At 51.1% G+C, this 17,387-nt stretch carries 15 protein-coding genes; 5 read left to right on the top strand and 10 right to left on the bottom strand.

Annotated elements, in window-relative coordinates:
- Positions 1-7 precede the first annotated feature (7 nt).
- Positions 8-1,798: an L-fucose isomerase gene (locus LQ229_RS01415; RefSeq protein ID WP_230190754.1), complete on the bottom strand. Its 1,791-nt coding sequence runs from the start codon at positions 1,796-1,798 to the stop codon at positions 8-10.
- A 212-nt stretch (positions 1,799-2,010) separates the two neighbouring features.
- On the opposite strand from LQ229_RS01415, the gene LQ229_RS01420 reads away from it, so the two are divergent.
- Positions 2,011-3,018 (top strand): LacI family DNA-binding transcriptional regulator, encoded by a 1,008-nt coding sequence (locus LQ229_RS01420; RefSeq protein WP_230190755.1) that lies wholly within the window; start codon positions 2,011-2,013, stop codon positions 3,016-3,018.
- A gap of 61 nt (positions 3,019-3,079) precedes the next feature.
- On the opposite strand, the gene LQ229_RS27070 is transcribed toward LQ229_RS01420, so the two are convergent.
- The 3 genes from LQ229_RS27070 to LQ229_RS01440 all read right to left on the bottom strand — a co-directional run bounded on the left by LQ229_RS27070 (position 3,080) and on the right by LQ229_RS01440 (position 6,773).
- Positions 3,080-4,084, bottom strand: coding sequence for a globin-coupled sensor protein (locus LQ229_RS27070; RefSeq protein WP_290369998.1), 1,005 nt, complete (start codon positions 4,082-4,084; stop codon positions 3,080-3,082).
- A 205-nt stretch (positions 4,085-4,289) separates the two neighbouring features.
- Positions 4,290-4,691 carry a hypothetical protein gene (locus LQ229_RS01435; protein ID WP_230190756.1) on the bottom strand — a complete coding sequence of 134 codons (402 nt, stop codon included), beginning with the start codon at positions 4,689-4,691 and terminating at the stop codon, positions 4,290-4,292.
- Positions 4,692-4,877: 186 nt separating this feature from the next.
- Complete coding sequence (locus LQ229_RS01440) at positions 4,878-6,773, bottom strand: PrkA family serine protein kinase (protein WP_216538494.1); 1,896 nt, start codon at positions 6,771-6,773, stop codon at positions 4,878-4,880.
- A 181-nt stretch (positions 6,774-6,954) separates the two neighbouring features.
- On the opposite strand from LQ229_RS01440, the gene LQ229_RS01445 reads away from it, so the two are divergent.
- The gene (locus LQ229_RS01445; protein WP_216538495.1) at positions 6,955-7,728 is read left to right on the top strand and encodes a DUF2161 family putative PD-(D/E)XK-type phosphodiesterase; all 774 of its coding nucleotides are present in this window, start codon (positions 6,955-6,957) and stop codon (positions 7,726-7,728) included.
- Positions 7,729-7,785: 57 nt separating this feature from the next.
- On the opposite strand, the gene LQ229_RS01450 is transcribed toward LQ229_RS01445, so the two are convergent.
- Both LQ229_RS01450 and LQ229_RS01455 read right to left on the bottom strand, forming a co-directional pair.
- Positions 7,786-8,991, bottom strand: coding sequence for a PLP-dependent aminotransferase family protein (locus LQ229_RS01450; protein WP_216538559.1), 1,206 nt, complete (start codon positions 8,989-8,991; stop codon positions 7,786-7,788).
- Positions 8,992-9,021: 30 nt separating this feature from the next.
- Positions 9,022-10,269, bottom strand: a complete 1,248-nt coding sequence (locus LQ229_RS01455; protein ID WP_230190757.1) for an MFS transporter — start codon at positions 10,267-10,269, stop codon at positions 9,022-9,024.
- Positions 10,270-10,725: 456 nt separating this feature from the next.
- On the opposite strand from LQ229_RS01455, the gene LQ229_RS01460 reads away from it, so the two are divergent.
- Positions 10,726-11,127, top strand: a complete 402-nt coding sequence (locus LQ229_RS01460; protein ID WP_216538561.1) for a hypothetical protein — start codon at positions 10,726-10,728, stop codon at positions 11,125-11,127.
- A complete protein-coding gene (locus LQ229_RS01465; protein WP_216538496.1) occupies positions 11,124-12,194 on the top strand; it encodes a phosphodiester glycosidase family protein in 1,071 nt (356 codons plus the stop codon). Before LQ229_RS01460 ends, LQ229_RS01465 begins: the two co-directional genes overlap by 4 nt.
- A gap of 279 nt (positions 12,195-12,473) precedes the next feature.
- On the opposite strand, the gene LQ229_RS01470 is transcribed toward LQ229_RS01465, so the two are convergent.
- Together LQ229_RS01470 and trmL are read right to left on the bottom strand one after the other, a co-directional pair.
- Positions 12,474-12,728, bottom strand: coding sequence for an AbrB/MazE/SpoVT family DNA-binding domain-containing protein (locus LQ229_RS01470; RefSeq protein WP_216538497.1), 255 nt, complete (start codon positions 12,726-12,728; stop codon positions 12,474-12,476).
- A 112-nt stretch (positions 12,729-12,840) separates the two neighbouring features.
- Positions 12,841-13,308: a tRNA (uridine(34)/cytosine(34)/5-carboxymethylaminomethyluridine(34)-2'-O)-methyltransferase TrmL gene (gene trmL, locus LQ229_RS01475; RefSeq protein ID WP_216538498.1), complete on the bottom strand. Its 468-nt coding sequence runs from the start codon at positions 13,306-13,308 to the stop codon at positions 12,841-12,843.
- Positions 13,309-13,587: 279 nt separating this feature from the next.
- Here trmL and rsgA point away from each other — a divergent pair, with 279 nt between their 5' ends.
- Positions 13,588-14,649: a ribosome small subunit-dependent GTPase A gene (gene rsgA, locus LQ229_RS01480; protein WP_216538499.1), complete on the top strand. Its 1,062-nt coding sequence runs from the start codon at positions 13,588-13,590 to the stop codon at positions 14,647-14,649.
- A 177-nt stretch (positions 14,650-14,826) separates the two neighbouring features.
- Here rsgA and serC read toward each other — a convergent pair whose 3' ends face one another.
- Positions 14,827-15,915, bottom strand: a complete 1,089-nt coding sequence (gene serC / locus LQ229_RS01485; RefSeq protein ID WP_216538500.1) for a 3-phosphoserine/phosphohydroxythreonine transaminase — start codon at positions 15,913-15,915, stop codon at positions 14,827-14,829.
- 167 nt (positions 15,916-16,082) lie between these two features.
- Positions 16,083-17,147 (bottom strand): 3-deoxy-7-phosphoheptulonate synthase, encoded by a 1,065-nt coding sequence (gene aroF, locus LQ229_RS01490; RefSeq protein ID WP_216538501.1) that lies wholly within the window; start codon positions 17,145-17,147, stop codon positions 16,083-16,085.
- Between the last annotated feature and the right edge of the window lie 240 nt (positions 17,148-17,387).

The following is a 17,387-nucleotide window of genomic DNA, read 5'->3' on the forward strand; positions in this document are numbered from 1 at the left end:
ACTCTTCTTACCGGTACAGCGGTCCGAACGCGGAGCAAGCTCTGAAATCGGCCGATTCCGGCGACTCCGTGCCGAACGATCCCCATACGCGCGGACGAAAGCATTGATCATCGGCCACATTATGCATCGCGACAGGAATGCGCAGAATGGAAGCGAGCGTTATCAAATCCGCTCCGATATGGCCGTAGCTGATCGAACCGTGGTTGGAGCCCCAATGGTTCATGACCGAGTACACGTCGGTAAAGGCGCCCTTGCCTGTAATATTCGGGGCAAACCAGGTAGTTGGCCAGGTCGGATCCGTCCTTTGATCCAAAATGTCATGCACCTTCTCGGGAAGATCGACCGTGTAGCCTTCCGCAATTTGCAAGACGGGACCGAGCCCCTTCACCAAATTGAGGCGGGACATCGTGACCGGCATGCCGCCTTTGGTCAAGAAATCCGAAGAGAACCCGCCGCCGCGGAAATATTCGACAGATGCCGGTCTCCACGAAGTCGCTTTCAAGCATTTATCCGCTTCTTCCTGCGTAATTTCCCAGAACGGCTTCATGACAGGCTGGCCGTCGCGCGTCTGTTCTCCCGTCCCGTCCAATGTCGCCGGACCGGAATTGATCAAATGAAGGATTCCGCCTGCGGCTTTGCCGCTCAGCGTATGTCCCGTCACTCTTTGCACCGCTTCCGGACTCCAGTACGTTCTTACGTCGGCGAATATTTGCGCCGTATTCGTCAGCAAATACCCGAACAGCATCACGACGCCGTTAAGGCTGTCGTTCTCCGTCGCCACCAAATACGGCGCGCGAATTCCGTTCCAGTCGAACGAGGTGTTAAGCATCGCTTCCATGAAGTCCCCGTTCGGGAAATGATCCGTCCATTGCCGCTGCCCCTGAAAACCGGACAAAATCGCGTTATGGCCAAGCGCTTCTTCCCCGAAGCCCAACTCTTCCAATTTCGGGTTGCCTACCATCAAATCTCGGGTAATGATCGTCATCTTCACGACCGTTTCCCAGTCCGCGTCTTTCTTCTCGCGCGATTGCCGCAGATGCGCCGGATTGTTGTCCGGTCCTTCCGCGCAATTCTCCTTAACCCACGCGAGCGCTCTCTCAAGCTCTTCTTTATCGTATATTTCCTCTTCGATTCTGCGAATCAATTCGGAACTGTCGACATATTCGTTGCGCATGCCGAGATATTCCTGAAAAAACGTATCGTTGACGATGGAGCCTGCTATTCCCATCGAGACCGAACCGATCGAGAGATACGATTTGCCGCGCATCATTGCGGCGGCCAGTCCCGCCTTGGCGAAACGAAGCAATTTGTCCCGCACGTCCGCCGGAATGGAAGTGTCGGAGGAATCTTGCACGTCCTTCCCGTATATCCCGAACGCGGGCAAGCCTTTTTGGGCGTGGCCTGCAAGCACGGCAGCCAAATAAACGGCGCCTGGCCGTTCCGTTCCGTTAAATCCCCAGATGGCCTTCGGCACGAGAGGATCCATATCCATCGTTTCCGTGCCGTAGCACCAGCAAGGAGTCACGGTAATGGATACGCCGACCCCTTCTTTCCGGAATTTGTCCGCCGTCTGGGACGCCTCGGCCACACCGCCGATGCAGCTGTCTGCAACCACGCATTCGACCGGTTCCCCGTTCGGATATCGCAGCGACTCGCTCAACAGCGCGGCTACCGATTGCGCCATCGCCATTGTTTGCGCTTCCAAAGATTCTCTTACCCCTTTGCGCCGTCCGTCAATCGTCGGCCGAATCCCGATTTTCGGAAATCCTTGCTTCCATCTGAAATGCTCGTTTGCCATCTTACATGCTCCTCCCTATCGATTGATTGTTCGCCTTGAATGTAATACAATGATGTTATCGATAACCCTATATACATGAATAATAATTGAATAAATAAAATTAAAACAAACATTATAATAGAGTTACCGATATCCCTAAAATACCAATTCGTTCTTTGTTCGTCAAGAAAAATCTGTTATGATAATGAACAGTACTTTTTAGAGGTGGGTTCATGGTTACGATTTACGATATTGCCAAAAAAGCGAACGTCTCGCCGATGACCGTGTCGCGCGTGCTCAACAATACCGGCCGGATTAGCGAAGCGACGAGAGCCAGAGTGAAAAAGATCATGGAAGAATATAATTATGTCCCGAACTCGATGGCTAGAAGCCTTGTGAAACAAGAAACGAAAATTTTCTCGCTTCTGATCACCGACATTACGAATCCGTTCTATACGACGCTGGCGCGGGGAGCGGAAGACGCCGCCAAACGGTACGGCTATAAAGTGATGTTCAGCAATAGCGATGAAGAGTTGGACAAGGAAAGCGATTATTTGGAGGCAATTCTTTCCACCAAAGTGGACGGCGTATTGTTCGCGCCCTCCGGCGATCGTTCGCTTGAGCATTTGCAAATGCTGCGCAAACATAACATACCCTTCGTCTTGCTGGACCGCGAAGTTCCCGGCATCGAATTCGACGCCGTCGTGGGGGACAGCAAAGAAGGAGCCAAAAACCTTGTCCACCATTTAATCGGTTTAGGGCACCGGAATATCGCCTTTATTAACGGATCGCTCGAAGTGTCGACGGCCAGACTGCGGCAGGAAGGATATGTAGAGGCGCTGATCTTAAACGGCATTTCCGTGAATAACGAGTGGGTCATGGAAGCCGGATACAAGCAATTTGACGCGGACGCTTGCATCGACCGGTTGCTAGCGAACGAAGAGCGGCCGACCGCCGTATTTGCCGCCAACAACCTGATTGCCGTACGCGTCATTCGCTCGCTGCGCAAACGCGGACTCCTCGTGCCGGACGATATGTCCGTCGTCTGTTTCGACGATTTGGACCCGGATATGGTCGTCGATCCGTTTCTGACGGTGGCGGCGCAGCCGGCTTACGATTTCGGCAGCATCGGCATCGGGCTTTTGATGGAACGAATTCAGGGCATTGCGGGCAAGGAATGGAGAAAGGTTATTCTTCCTTCCAAACTGATTATCCGCGATTCGGCGCAACCGCCGAAATAACGGAACAACATGAACAACCCCGTCCGGCAAGCGGGCGGGGCTAATGTATGTATAACTTTCATTACCTTTCCTGCAATTGTTTGAGATCCGAGGCCACTTTTTCGATCATTTGCACGAAAGCGTGAAGCTCTTCCGAGCTTGCCGCCTGATGACGCGCATTGACGGAAGTTTGCTCCGATTCTTGCTTGACGGTGACGAGCTTTTCCGAAATTTGCTCCAGCTTCGCTTGAATTTGCTCTTGCGCCTGACGGGACGTTAGCGCCAATTTTCTGACTTCGTTGGCCACCACTTCGAATCCTCTGCCGTGTTCGCCTGCGTGGGCCGCTTCAATGGCGGCATTCAATCCGAGAAGATGCGTTTGATTGGATATATCGCGAATCATGGTGCCCATTTCGTTGATTTCTTCCACTTCCGCGTTCAAGCTTTCAATCAATTCATGCGCATGATCTTGCGATTCCGCCGTCGTAATCGCCGTTTCGGCGATCGTTTGCGCGCTTCCGTCCAATTCTTCCATCATCGCCGCCAGTTCTTGCACGATTTGATTGATCGCGGTGAGCATATGCTGCTTTTCGTCGACCATCGATTGAATTTTGGCCGTCTCCTTCTCGTCGTATGCTTCCAGGACGAGCTGGGAATCGAAGTTGAACATTTTCGTCAACGCGTGAATGACGCTGATCCATTCGTACGGCGCTTCGTTTTTTAGCAAATCGGCAGCAATATCCAAATAGATCATATACATGCCCAAATACCAATTCGTCGTAAGTCCGATCCGGGAATGGACCGCGCCGACGCGAATCCGGTTTTGGATGAACGATTCGTCGATCGTGCCGGAGCATAATGACAGCCAATATTCGCTTTGCGTATTTTTCAAACGTTCGATCGTGCTGAACCGGTCGATAATGAGCATCAGTTCGGGCTGCTTCTCGATATGGGCGTAAAACCGTTCCACAACTTGATCCACCACTTTTTGAAAAACGGGTTGATGACTGGCAAGCAGCTTCAGATCTTCTTCCGTAATCCCCGTATAATCCAATTGCTTTTTCCGTTCCGCAGAGACGTTGATCATTCTACTCTCCCCTTTTCTTAATGCTTTTGCCGTTCCCTAGAAGCCGTATCCGCTTACAAAGAAAATCGAGCCGCTCTTTTCTTTAATATCGGATCGATCTATCTATTTTGCAATAGAAATCGGAATTATTCAACAAAAAAATGCAATGGGCTAATCGAACTACATGAAAAAAGGCGCTTCGCAGCGCCCTCTCATTATGATCGAATTAATGTCCCGTGTACCCGCTTTGGCTGCCCGTTTGGCTGCCGATTGGCGTACGGTATTGGCTGCCGAATTGGTTATTCGTATAGCTGCCGGTTTGCGTACCGAAGGCGTTAGCCGATTGCAACTGTTGGGAATAGCTCGAGAGCGTGTGCTCCAGTTGGTTGCAAATTTGCGAAATTTGCTGCAGCTGTTGGATGGCCGTATGATGTCCTTGCAATACGGACTGAATCGTTTGGACCGCTTGTCTTTCGCGTTGTGCAATCTGCTCCAATTGCACGGCATTTTGCTGCTCTTGCTGCATTAATTGCTGATACGTCTGGCTCGCTTGATTCGTTTGCTGAATCATTTGCCGAACGATGTCCTGGCATTGATGCAATTGCTGATTTCCGCCCATCATATGCATGTCGAATCCTCCTTGGAAATGTAAAATAGGCACCTTGAGTATTGTGCCACGGTACAACGCTTTTCTATGCCTCGCCGCCTTTAGCAAAATATAGAAACAACCGTTGGATCGCGCGCAAAATAAAAACACCCCCTTGCGGGAGTGCGGAGTTGCCGCGATATACTTCACGGCGAATCATCGATGCCGCTATCGGTTTAACAAGCTTCCGACATAGCGGAGCAATTCGTTCGAGCAGACGGGACAATAGCCGTGTTCGTCCATCAAACGTTTCGAGACTTCGTTGATGCGCTTTAATTGCTTCTCGTCCGGCGTTTTGGTCGAGGTCGTAATTTTGACAATATCTTTCAAGTCGGCAAACAGCTTTTTCTCGATTGCTTCCCGCAGCCTGTCATGGTTGTTGTACTCGAATTTGCGGCCTTTGCGCGAATAAGCCGAGATGCGAATCAATATTTCCTCGCGAAACGCTTTCTTCGCGTTTTCCGAAATTCCGATTTGCTCTTCGATCGAACGCATCAGCCTTTCGTCCGGTTCCATCTCTTCATCCGTAAGGGGATCGCGAATTTTGGTCCAATTGCAAAACGCTTCGATATTGTCCAAATAGTTTTCGAACAAGGTCTTGGCCGATTCTTCGAACGAATAGACGAATGCTTTCTGCACTTCTTTTTTGGCCAAGTTATCGAATTCTTTCCGGGCGATCGCTATAAAATTCAAATAACGTTCGCGCTCTTCTTTCGTAATGGAGGCGTGCTGATCCAATCCGTCCTTCAACGCCCGGAGCACGTCGAGCGCGTTGATGCACTGCAAGTCCTGCTTGATCAGCGCGCTGGAAATGCGGTTGATGACATAACGCGGATCGACGCCCGACATACCTTCCTCCACATATTCGCTCTGCATTTCTTTTAAATCCGCTTCCTTATATCCTTCCACTTCCTCGCCGTCGTACATCCGCATTTTTTTGACGAGATCCATCCCCTGTTTTTTCGTCTCCTTCAAGCGGGTCAGGATGGAGAAGATCGCCGCGGCGCGCAGCGCATGCGGAGCGATATGGATATGTTTCATATCGCTTTGCTTGATCAGCTTGGCGTATATTTTCTCTTCCTCGGACACTTTCAAATTGTACGGAATCGGCATGACGATCATGCGCGATTGGAGCGCTTCATTTTTTTTGTTGGCGATGAATGCCTTATATTCCGCCTCGTTCGTATGCGCCACGATTAGTTCATCCGCCGAAATGAGCGCAAACCTGCCTGCCTTGAAATTGCCTTCCTGCGTCAAGGACAGCAAATTCCATAGAAATTTCTCATCGCATTTCAGCATTTCCTGGAATTCCATCAACCCCCGGTTCGCCTTGTTCAATTCCCCGTCAAAACGGTACGCTCTCGGATCGGACTCCGAGCCGTATTCCGTAATGGTGGAAAAATCGATGCTTCCGGTTAAATCGGCAATATCTTGCGATTTCGGATCCGACGGGCTGAACGTACCGATTCCGATGCGGTTATCTTCGGAGATGAGCACGCGCTCGACCAAGACTTGTTCGATATCCCCGCCGTACTCCGTCTTCAGCCGCATTTGGCAGGAAGGACATAAATTCCCTTCGATTCTTACGCCGAGCTCTTCCTCCACATCCTGCCGCAGCTCATGGGGAATGAGATGAAGCGGCTCCTCCTGCATCGGGCAGCCTTTTATCGCATAGACGGCGCCGCGCTCGGTCCTTGAGAATTGCTCCAAACCGCGCTTCAGCATCGTCACGATGGTCGATTTTCCGCCGCTTACCGGCCCCATCAACAACAAAATGCGTTTGCGGACATCGAGTCTGCGGGCGGCGGAATGAAAGTATTCTTCTACCAATTTTTCAATAGCCCGATCCAAACCGAATATTTCTTTGCGAAAGAAATTGTATTGTTTATGACCGTTGGCCTCTTCCACCCCATAAGAAACGATCATTTCGTGAACTCTGGCGTGGGCGGTCATAGCCGGAGCCGGATTGTCGCGAAGCAGTTCGATATAATCCCGAAACGTTCCCGTCCAAGCTAACCTTTCACTTTCAGCCCGATGTTCCGAAATTCGTTTAAAAATGTCCATCCATCTAACCTCCCATGCTTGACGTTTCCTACTAATATCACCGGCCCTGAGGTTATCGCTGCATTCGATTAATAATAAAGTGTATTACATAACTATGCGAAGTTATTGGATTAGTTGCTCGAAATTTTGAAGCGTATGCTATAATGATGGCATTCATATGTGACGGAAGAGGGGAAGTATCGTGGCCGTTCAACATGAAACGGAGCTGTATGGTCCGATCAAACAATATTTCGAAGGATTCGGCTATGAAGTCAAGGGAGAGGTGCGGCATTGCGATTTGGTCGCCGTTGCGCCGGGGGATGGCGGCGAAGACGACGATATCGTTATCGTTGAAATGAAAAAAACGTTCAATCTCGCCCTGCTGCTGCAAGGGATCGAACGCCTGAAATCAACCGACCAAGTCTATTTGGCCGTCGAACGCAATCGGACAAAGCGCGGCGCCGTAAACCAGCGTTGGTCGGCATTGACGGGGCTATGCCGCAGGCTGGGTCTCGGGCTTATCACCGTAACGTTCTATAAAACGAAAAAACCGTTCGTGGAAGTGCTCTGCAAACCGGAGAACGCCATGAACGGGGCAAGACGGAACAAATATCGCCAATCGCGGCTCATGCTCGAGTTCAAGGAGCGCAGCGGCGATTATAATGTAGGCGGAAGCACGAAGCGCAAGCTCGTAACGGCATACCGCGAGAAGGCGCTGCACGTTGCGGCGCAGCTTCGGGAGCACGGGCAGCTCAGTCCGCGCCGGCTGCGCGATTTAACCGGGATCGGCAGCGCCGCCGCCATTCTGCAGCATAACTATTACGGCTGGTTCGAGCGGGTTTCCCGCGGCGTTTACCGGCTGACGCCGAGCGGCGAGCAGGCGCTCGCGCAATACTCCCACGTCGTGAGCGAGCTTGCGGCTGCGGAGGGCAGCGGCAACCGCCAAGAAGACGGCGGTCCGGAAGAAGTCGAATAAACGATCTTCCCGGGGCCGATTGCCGCTCGCGGCTCATACATAACCTTTCACATCAGGTCAGCTGCGCGCCGTAAATTCCTCCACCGCTTCGCTCAGCAAATTCATTCCCCGCGCCAACTGTTCGCGCGACGAATGCGTGAAATTAAGCCGCATCGTATTCCGCTTCGGTTCCGCCGCGTAGAAATCGGTGCCCGGCACGAACGCGACGCCTTTCGGGACGCTTGCGCGCAGGAGCGCCTCCGCGTCGAGGCCTTCCGGCAGCTCGACCCAAATAAACATGCCGCCCTTCGGCTCGATCCAACGCGCGTCCTGCCACACGTCCTGACGCAGCAAGCCTGCCATCACCTTCATGCGCTCCTCATATTCGTGACGAATCTTCGCAATATGGTCGTCCAGCTTGAAATGTTCCAGGCGGAGCAGTTCGCTTAGTATTTGCTGATCGATCATGCTCGAATGCAAATCGGTCGACTGCTTCGCGCGAGCCATCATTTGAATGACGCGGCGGTCGCCGATCGCCCAACCGGTGCGCAGCGCAGGCGCAACGGTTTTGCTGAACGTGCTCGTATAGACGACGGCGCTGTCTTCCGGCTGTCCGTCCAGCGACAGCAGCGTCGGCACAGGCTCATAATCGCCGAAGCTGATTTCGCCGTACGGATCGTCCTCAACAATTAAGATGTTATTCGCTTTGCATTGCCGAAGCAATTCCTTGCGTCTCTCCAAACTCCAAACTTTCCCCGCCGGATTCGAGAACGTCGGAACGACGTACGCCATTTTCGGCGAGAAACGTTTTATTTTGTCCGCCAAATCGCCAGGATCCATGCCGTCCGCATCGCTCACCACCGGAACAATGCGCGCTCCTCGGAACCGCAATGCCTGCAAACAGGCCAAATACGTAGGGTTTTCCACCAATACCGTATCTCCAGGCTCCAAATATACGCGCGCCAGCAAATCGATCGCCTGCTGCGAACCGGTCGTCAGAATCGTTTCGTCAACGCCCGCTTTCACTTGCTCGGCGGCAGCGAGACGCTCGCCGATTTGCTCCCGCAGCGTCACATATCCTTCGGTCAGCCCATACTGCAGCGCCCCGTTTCCAAGCGCGAAAATGCGCTGCGCCGCTTCCCGAATCGCTTCCGCCGGAAACAGCTCCTCGGCGGGCAATCCGCCCGCAAACGAAATCACCGATCCTCCCTGCGTCAATTTCAAGATTTCGCGCACCGACGAAGCCTTCATTTGCCGAACGCTTTCATTGAATAAATACTGCATGCCGTTCACTTCTCCCTCTCCAATCTGAAATTACTCGCTAATCTCCGTCTTTTCCATAAAAGCAACCGTCGCGAACTGGATCAGCGAAACGGCCAGCAAAATCCACGGGATCGCCCCGGCCTCCAAATTGCTTGCAAACGACAGAAAAATCACGATAGAGCAAATCCGCCCCGTATTCAAAAACGTCTCCCGCAAAATAATCGTTTCGACCCGAACGTTGTCCTTGAGCGGAAGATTGCCGATAATGCGGTACGTATACGCCGAATACGTATTCCCTTGCACCGGATTGAATATCGAGTATAATGCCAAGAAGACAAGCACCGTCCATACCGATGTATGCATAAACAGCAAGAGCGAGCCGAACGTGAAACCGAGCGCAGCCGCCGCCATATATTTGCGGGCCGAATGTTCATTGCCGATACGGGTCAGAACGTAGCTTGACGCGATGACCAATCCTGTCAGGAATACGCCGGTATAGCCGACCAAGCTTTCCTGCTTTAATTCATTATACAATAAAATGTTGGGCAGGAATAACATCGTTCCTTGCAATAAGCCGATCACGAGCCATCCGCACAGCGATTTGAGCCATCTTTTATCCCTTTTCATAATCTTCGGCACCAAATGCAAGTAATATTTGCGGTGCAGCGAAGATTTCGATTTCAAGCGGAAGCTGCCGAGCGCCGTCAAGAAAAACATGACGAACGCAATGCCGAACACGACGACATATCCGTTCAGCCCTTGGCTTAAGCTGATCAGGAAGCCGGCCAATGCGGGCCCGGCCAATCCGGCGAAATTGAAGAGAACCGAATTCATGCCCAAGTATCGAATCCGGTTTCGATTGGTTGAGACGTCGTACATCAACGTCAAATACCCTAGCCAATAAAAGGAATTCGCAATGCCGTTCAGTACGGCGAAGACGGGCATATACTCGACGACTTTCTCCCGCGCGATCAGCACAAGCAAATAAAATAGTACGGTAAAGACGATACCGAGCCGGTAAACGAGCAGCCGGTCTTTCGTCTTGGCGATCCAGCCGCCTAGCATAAAAACAATCGGAGAAACGAAGTACAGAATGATGTTGTACATTCCGTTCACGAAAATATCTTCGGTCAAACGCCATAAATACAAACTTAAAAAGACTCCTGCCATCGAAGCGCCGAGCTGATACAACCCGTGAATGGCAATCGACACTTTCGCTTCCTTTGAAAGCTTCTTATCCGGCGGCAACGGCATGCGGCTTCCGAACAGTTTCGTATTTCTCCAATTGAGAGCAAGCATCTCGCAATATCCCCTTCGCTGCCTGAAGGCAAGCATGTTGTCAAAATCTTAAGGCGATTGTATATCAGCCCCCTGTTTCCCGCAACCTCCTTTTTCACGTCAAATAAAGCGGATTCATAGACATTCGATCCCTTTGCGGGGGTCGGATGCCGTTTTTCACTGCCTGATAAGAAATTGCTTGCAAATGATGCCATTTTGACGAGCCTTGGCGGATCGTGATAAAATATGTAGCTATAAGTGCGTGTTCAAAAAGTCGACTTTTCAGCACCGAGAAGGTTGCGAGAACCCGAAGAAGGAGGAGCGGAGTGTAGGCAAAACCTACATGAGCACCGGACTTCGAGGGTGAACGCAAGATTCGATGTCGAGTTCGCTCCCAGTTCACCTTCGTGATCAAAAGTGGGCTTTTTGAACAACCTCTATAATGTGGAGTTGGGAGTGATAGAATTGGATTCTTCTTTGGAGCCGAATACCGACCAGCAAATGCAACATCGCCGGGCGACAAAGCGGAAAGGTTCCGCCAAAATCTTTTTACTAATATGGGTGTTGATGATTGGCGGCGGCGTACTCGCCACTTATCTATATAGCAATCATATGAAAGAGGAAATGCTGCAAACAATGAAAACGCAAACGGACGAACAAATCGCCGTCATGAGAGCGGATTACGAAAGCCGGATGAATACGATCGCGGGGCAACTGGATACGTTGCAGAGCAAAGTGGACTCATTTAACGAACTTCTTACCTTTACGAAAGATAACGCAAGCGATAAAACCGATAACAGCAATAAGCTGTATACCCAATTGGCCGAAGTGAAGAAGAAGCTCGATCAGCTTCAGAAACAGATGGATTTGTTAAAATGAATGTTTCCGTCAAAGAGGTCAATCGGTTTTTTATGCTTGCAAGCGCCCCGTTTCTAGGCATGCTGTTATTTATGCTGTTCTCTTCGCAGACGCTGCAGATTCGTTACGATCCCGGAGAGCCGGCAACGACCGCTGAATTCGAAGCCAGAGCGGCGCAAATCGCCGGCGATCTGGATGACGCGGCGCAAACGGCGCTTTATGTGTCGGAATCCATCCGCAATATATCGGCGCTCTATCAGAAGACGACGCAAACGATGGCTGCGATCGTCAAAGTTGCCGGCGCGCAAGCCGACCGTCCGGCGAAAATCTATAATGACCGGATCACCTCCAAGCTCGGCAAAGCATCGCAAAAGATCGAGTCGGATAAAATCCGGATGGAATTGTTTTATCTGAATCAAGATACATACAAAGGATACGCGTTAAAGGTAAAATTGAAAGATCCGAAGGCGATGACGATGGCGCTCGGCAAAGATAAGGTCGGCGGCGCGGAAACGACGCTGCAAGCGGTGAAACGGTACGGGGCGGCGGCCGGCATCAACGCGGGCGGCTTTGCCGACGGCAAAGGAAATCGTTATCCGCTCAGCACGACGGTTCTAAACGGGAAATATATCAACGGCGGATTTGAAGCGAGCTATAAAGATTTAAGCTTTGTCGGCTTAAACGAACAGGGCAAATTAATCGGCGGGAAATTCCAATCGCAGCAGCAATTGGACAAGCTGAAGCCGTCGTTTGGGGCGACATTCGTCCCCGTCTTACTGAAAAACGGCGTGAAGCTCGCTATTCCCGACAAATGGAAGTCTTCGCCCAAACGGGCGCCGCGCACCGTCATAGGCAATTATAAGGACGACCAGTTATTAATCATCGTCGCCGACGGCTACGACGAGAAAGGAAAATCGGGAGCAACGCTTGAAGAACTGCAAAATAAACTGAGCAATCTCGGCGTCATCGACGCATATAATTTGGACGGCGGCGGATCTTCCACGCTGATCTTTAACGGCAAAATCGTAAACAAACCGTCCGACGGCAAGCTTCGCCCGGTGCCGACGCATTTTTTGTTTTTCAAATAAGCATCACATAATTGCGGACATCATCGGTAAAAATAGTTCTATGAAAAAGTTCACACAATTATAATTTCCTTCATGGAACATTTTAGGTATAATAGACGTATAGTTGGAGGTGGGCGCATCGTGTCGATCAAATTTATCATTGTATTGCTCGTCATGCTCCTTTTTTTGACGGCCATATTAACATCTTCTTATAACGAAGACAAAACGAAAGGCCTGTAAACAAACGATAATGCAAAAAGCTTCCCCGCGAACCTTGTTGGGGAAGCTTTTTTCGTTGTGCTACGCATGTCTTTGCAGATGATTCATTTCGCCTAAACAGCCGGAGCAAATATGCCGCTCTTTAAATTCGTTCACACTCGTCATCGAGCCGCAAAAAATGCACTTCGGCCGATACCGTTCCAAAATAATGTGATCTCCTTGCACTAAAATCTCTACCGGATCTCCTTCATTCATTTGGTACCTTCTTCGCAACGATTTCGGCAAAACGATGCGCCCTAGTTGATCCACTTTCCTAACTACACCGGCAGGTTTCATAAGTACTGTCACCCCTCTTGTTCGATCTGAATATCGCATACCCTTGAAAACTCTACACCTACTACTTTCGCTGCCGTCTGACAAAATCCTGCTTTTCCGGCAATTTTATCTGTTACGTTTCCGAAAAATTGAAATCAAGCTGGCGCAGCGCTTCATACACGACGATCGCCGCCGAGTTGGACAAATTCAAGGAACGAACTTTGTCCGTCATCGGAATTTTCATGCATGTTTCAGCGTTGGCCGTTATCAATTCCATCGGCAAACCTTTCGTTTCTTTGCCGAACACGAGAAAATCGCCGTCTTGAAATTGAAAATCGCAGTATCGCTTGCTTGCTTTCGTCGTGGCATAAAAAAAGCGGCTACCCGCATACTTTTCTTTCAGCTCCGCAAAGGAGTCATGATACTCAATATGAACCGCGTACCAATAATCCAGGCCCGCCCGCTTTAACGTCGCGTCGTCGGTACGGAAACCGAGCGGCCGCACCAAATGCAGATGCGTTCCCGTCGCTGCGCAAGTTCTGGCGATATTGCCCGTATTCGCGGGAATTTCCGGTTCAACCAATACAATATGCAATGCCATCCGTCTATTCACCTCACATCCTTATTATTATACAACATGTCCTGTGGAATATCGATGCATATGCGTGAACGGGAGGCGATTGAATTTTTTATTGAATGTCCTTATAATATAAGCAATTCGTTGGAAGGAGTGATGTAGTATGAGCAAGACTTATACGATGGATACGATGTCACATGTCGGTGAGGCTGCGGAACTCCTCGATTGAACACCCGGACAATCGGGGACTCTCCGTAGCTTGGCTCAATTTCGCTTTTCAAGCTTTCGGAGGAGGAAACCTGATTGAATTTAAACGATTTAGGCTGGAATACGGCGTTTGCGGACGCATTTGCGCCCTATTCGGAGCAAGGATACAGCGCGGGAAGAGTGGCGCTGGAGCATAAACATTTATATACCGTCTACACGGAACAAGGAGAACTGCTTGCGGAAGTGTCGGGCAAATTCCGGTATAACGCCTACGAGCGCGGGGATTATCCCGCGGTCGGCGACTGGGTCGCGCTCGATGCGCGGCCGGCGGAAGGCAAAGGGACGATCCATGCCGTTCTGCCGCGAATGAGCAAATTTTCGCGCAAAACGGCAGGCCAGACGACGGACGAACAAATCGTCGCCGCCAATATCGATACCGTCTTTTTGGTCAATGCGTTAAATCACGATTTCAACGTGCGCAGAATCGAGCGCTATTTGATTTTAGCTTGGGAAAGCGGAGCCAATCCGGTTATTATTTTAAGCAAAAGCGATTTATGCGACGATCTATACATGCGCAAGGAACAGGTAGAGGCGATCGCTTTCGGCGTACCGATTCATGCGGTCAGTTCTACGGCGGATATCGGCTTCGACGAGCTTGCCCGTTATTTGCAGCCTGGGAAGACGGTCGCGCTGCTCGGTTCGTCCGGCGCAGGCAAATCGTCGATGGTGAACCGGCTCATCGGCCGGGAAATCCAGAAAGTAAGCGAGATTCGTACGGGAGACGACCGCGGACGGCATACGACGACGCATCGCGAATTGTTTCCGCTGCAGAGCGGCGGAATCGTCGTCGATACGCCGGGCATGCGGGAGATCCAGTTATGGGACGCGGAGGAAGGGCTGTCCGATTCCTTCCGCGATATCGAAGAGCTTGCGGCGCAATGCCATTTCAACGATTGCCGCCACGAACGGGAACCGTTATGCGCGGTCAGGGCGGCGCTGGAAGCCGGGCAACTCGATGCGCGCAGATACGCCAATTTTAATAAAATGAAAGCGGAGCTCGCCTACTTGGCGCGCAAAGAGGATACGAAATTGAAATTGTTGGAGAAGGAACGCACGAAACGATTGCATAAATCTTTGAAGCATCAACCGCATCGATGAAATCACCGTCGAAACCGAATTTGTGGACTTGATTATGGCGATCGATGCGATCAACTGCTGGAACCGAAAAGCCGTCTCCACGGGGATGTTCCCCGGTTGTTTCTCATAATATGCCGAAAAGCCGTCAGGGCAGTGCGCCCCGACGGCTTTATTGTATGGATGGACGGCAATTGGCAATTATCCGTTTCGGCGCGCAAAATCCGCCATAAAATCCGCGAGCGCCTTGCAGCTCTCGTAAGGAACGGCATTATAGGCCGAAGCGCGCAAGCCTCCTACGCTGCGATGCCCTTTCAAGCCTACAAAACCTTGCTGCTCCGAATCTTTGATGAATTGCTTCTCCAATGCCTCGCTTTGCAGGCGGAATGTGATGTTCATGATCGAACGGCTGCCCGTTTGCGCGCATCCGCGATAGAAACCTCCGCTTTGATCGATCGCATCGTAAATAAGATTCGCCTTATCCCGGTTTTTACGTTCGACTGCCGTTAATCCGCCTTGTTCCGTCAACCATTTCAAGACAAGATTGACCATATAAATCGAGAATGCAGGCGGCGTATTGTATAGGGAATTGTTGGCATAGTGCGTATCGTAACGAAGCATCGTCGGGACGTTCTTCGGCGATTCGGCAATCAAGTCTTCGCGCGCGATCACGACAGTGACGCCCGACGGGCCGAGATTTTTTTGCGCACCGGCATAGATCATGCCGAATTTGGAGACGTCGACCGGACGGCATAAAATGTCGCTCGACATATCCGCAATCAACGGTACGTCGCCGGTTTCCGGATACTGTTGAAACTGCGTTCCTTCGATCGTCTCGTTCGACGTAATGTGCAAATAGGCGGCGTTATCCGCAATTTCAATCTCGCCCGTTTCCGGAATGCGCATATAGTTGTCCGCTTCGGAGGATGCTGCGATATGGGTCTCGCCGACCAGCTTCGCTTCTTTGATCGCTTTGTTCGCCCAGCTTCCCGTCTTCACATAGCTTGCCGTTTTGCCTTCGGACAGCAGGTTTAACGGTATCATCGCAAATTGCGTGCTCGCCCCGCCCTGCAAGAACAAAATTCGATACCCTTCCGGTATGCCGAACAATTGTTGCAGCAACGTTTGGGCTTCGTTATGCACCTGCTCGTAAATGGCGCCGCGATGAGACATTTCCATAATGGACATTCCCGAATTTTGAAACTCTACAAATTCCGATTGCGCCTTTTGCAATACTTCCAACGGAAGCGCAGCCGGTCCGGCATTGAAGTTAAACGCTCTTTGACTCATATCGTCCTCTCCACCTTGTCTCTATTTTCACAAATTAGATATGGATATGATAGCAATATTCCTATCTTCGTTCAAGTAGTATTTTTACACAAATGCAGCGGATAGAAACGGCAAATTCCCGCTGCCCGGAGCCGGGCCTTTGCGGGAATTTGAAACCGAACGTACGATTATACTTTTTTCCACGTTTGAAACGCTTCGGCCGGCTCTTTCGGAGTATCGAATGTTTTGCCCATCAGAGCGGCGAGCTTCTCCAAATCTTTGAGCAAATTGGCGAATTGGTCCGGGAACAAGGATTGTACCCCGTCTCCCGTCATCGAGTTGTCGGGATCGGTATGCATTTCGATAATCAAGCCGTTCGCTCCGGCCGCCACCGACGCTTTGGACATCGTTTCAACCAATTCCCGGCGGCCCGTACCGTGGCTCGGATCGGAGATGACCGGCAAATGGCTTAATTGCTGCAATACGGGGATGGCCGTCAAATCGAGCGTGTTGCGAGTATACGTTTCGAACGTGCGGATGCCGCGTTCGCACAGCATAACGTTAGGGTTGCCACCGGCAAGAATATATTCGGCCGCATTCAATAGCTCGTCGTACGTAGCGCTGAATCCGCGCTTCAGCAGCACCGGCGCATTCGTTTGCCCGAGCTTGCGCAGCAAGTCGAAGTTCTGCATATTGCGCGTCCCTACTTGCAAAATATCCGCGTATTCCGCGCAAATGTCCACATATTCCGGCGTCATGACTTCCGTGATCGTAAGCAAGCCGTGTTTCTTGCCCGCTTCGGCCATCATGACGAGTCCTTCCACGCCGACGCCTTGGAAGCTGTAAGGGCCGGTTCTCGGCTTGAACGCTCCGCCCCGCAGCACTTGGCCGCCGGCAGCCTTGACCAGGCGGGCGATCTCGTCGATTTGCTCGGGCGATTCGACCGCGCATGGCCCGCCCATGACGGTCAGATTGTTCCCCCCGATTTTCACGCCTTTGATCTCGATAATCGTATCGTCCGGATGGAAATCGCGGCTTGCCAATTTATACGATTTCGATATTTTAATGACGTTCTCCACGTCTTTCATTTGCCGTAAATGCTCGGCCAGCGTCGGCTCCGCTGAGCCGATAATGCCGATGACCGTTCGGTCCGTGCCGCGCGATACATGCGCCTGTACGCCTGCCTTTTCAATGACGCGGACAATTTCCGCCACCCGTTCTTCCGATGTTTTGTTGGATACAATCGCGATCATGTTTAGCTCTCCCCCATGTTTCATAATTAATTCCGGTACAGCGTTTTATGGAACTTGCTTTTTACCGTTCGCTAACTCGCTTAAACGCTTCGACGCTTATACGCTTTTAAGTATTAAAGTAATTATATAAAAAGATGCGTTGAACGTCAACCTGAAATGTTGGAATCGAGAAAAAGGGGCGCAGCGCCGTGTTCCCCTGGAAAGGTCGCGCTGTGGCTCCCGCACGTTGTATGGAGTGTT

This window comes from Paenibacillus sp. CECT 9249 (assembly GCF_918697855.1).
In the GTDB taxonomy this organism is placed as follows: domain Bacteria; phylum Bacillota; class Bacilli; order Paenibacillales; family Paenibacillaceae; genus MSJ-34.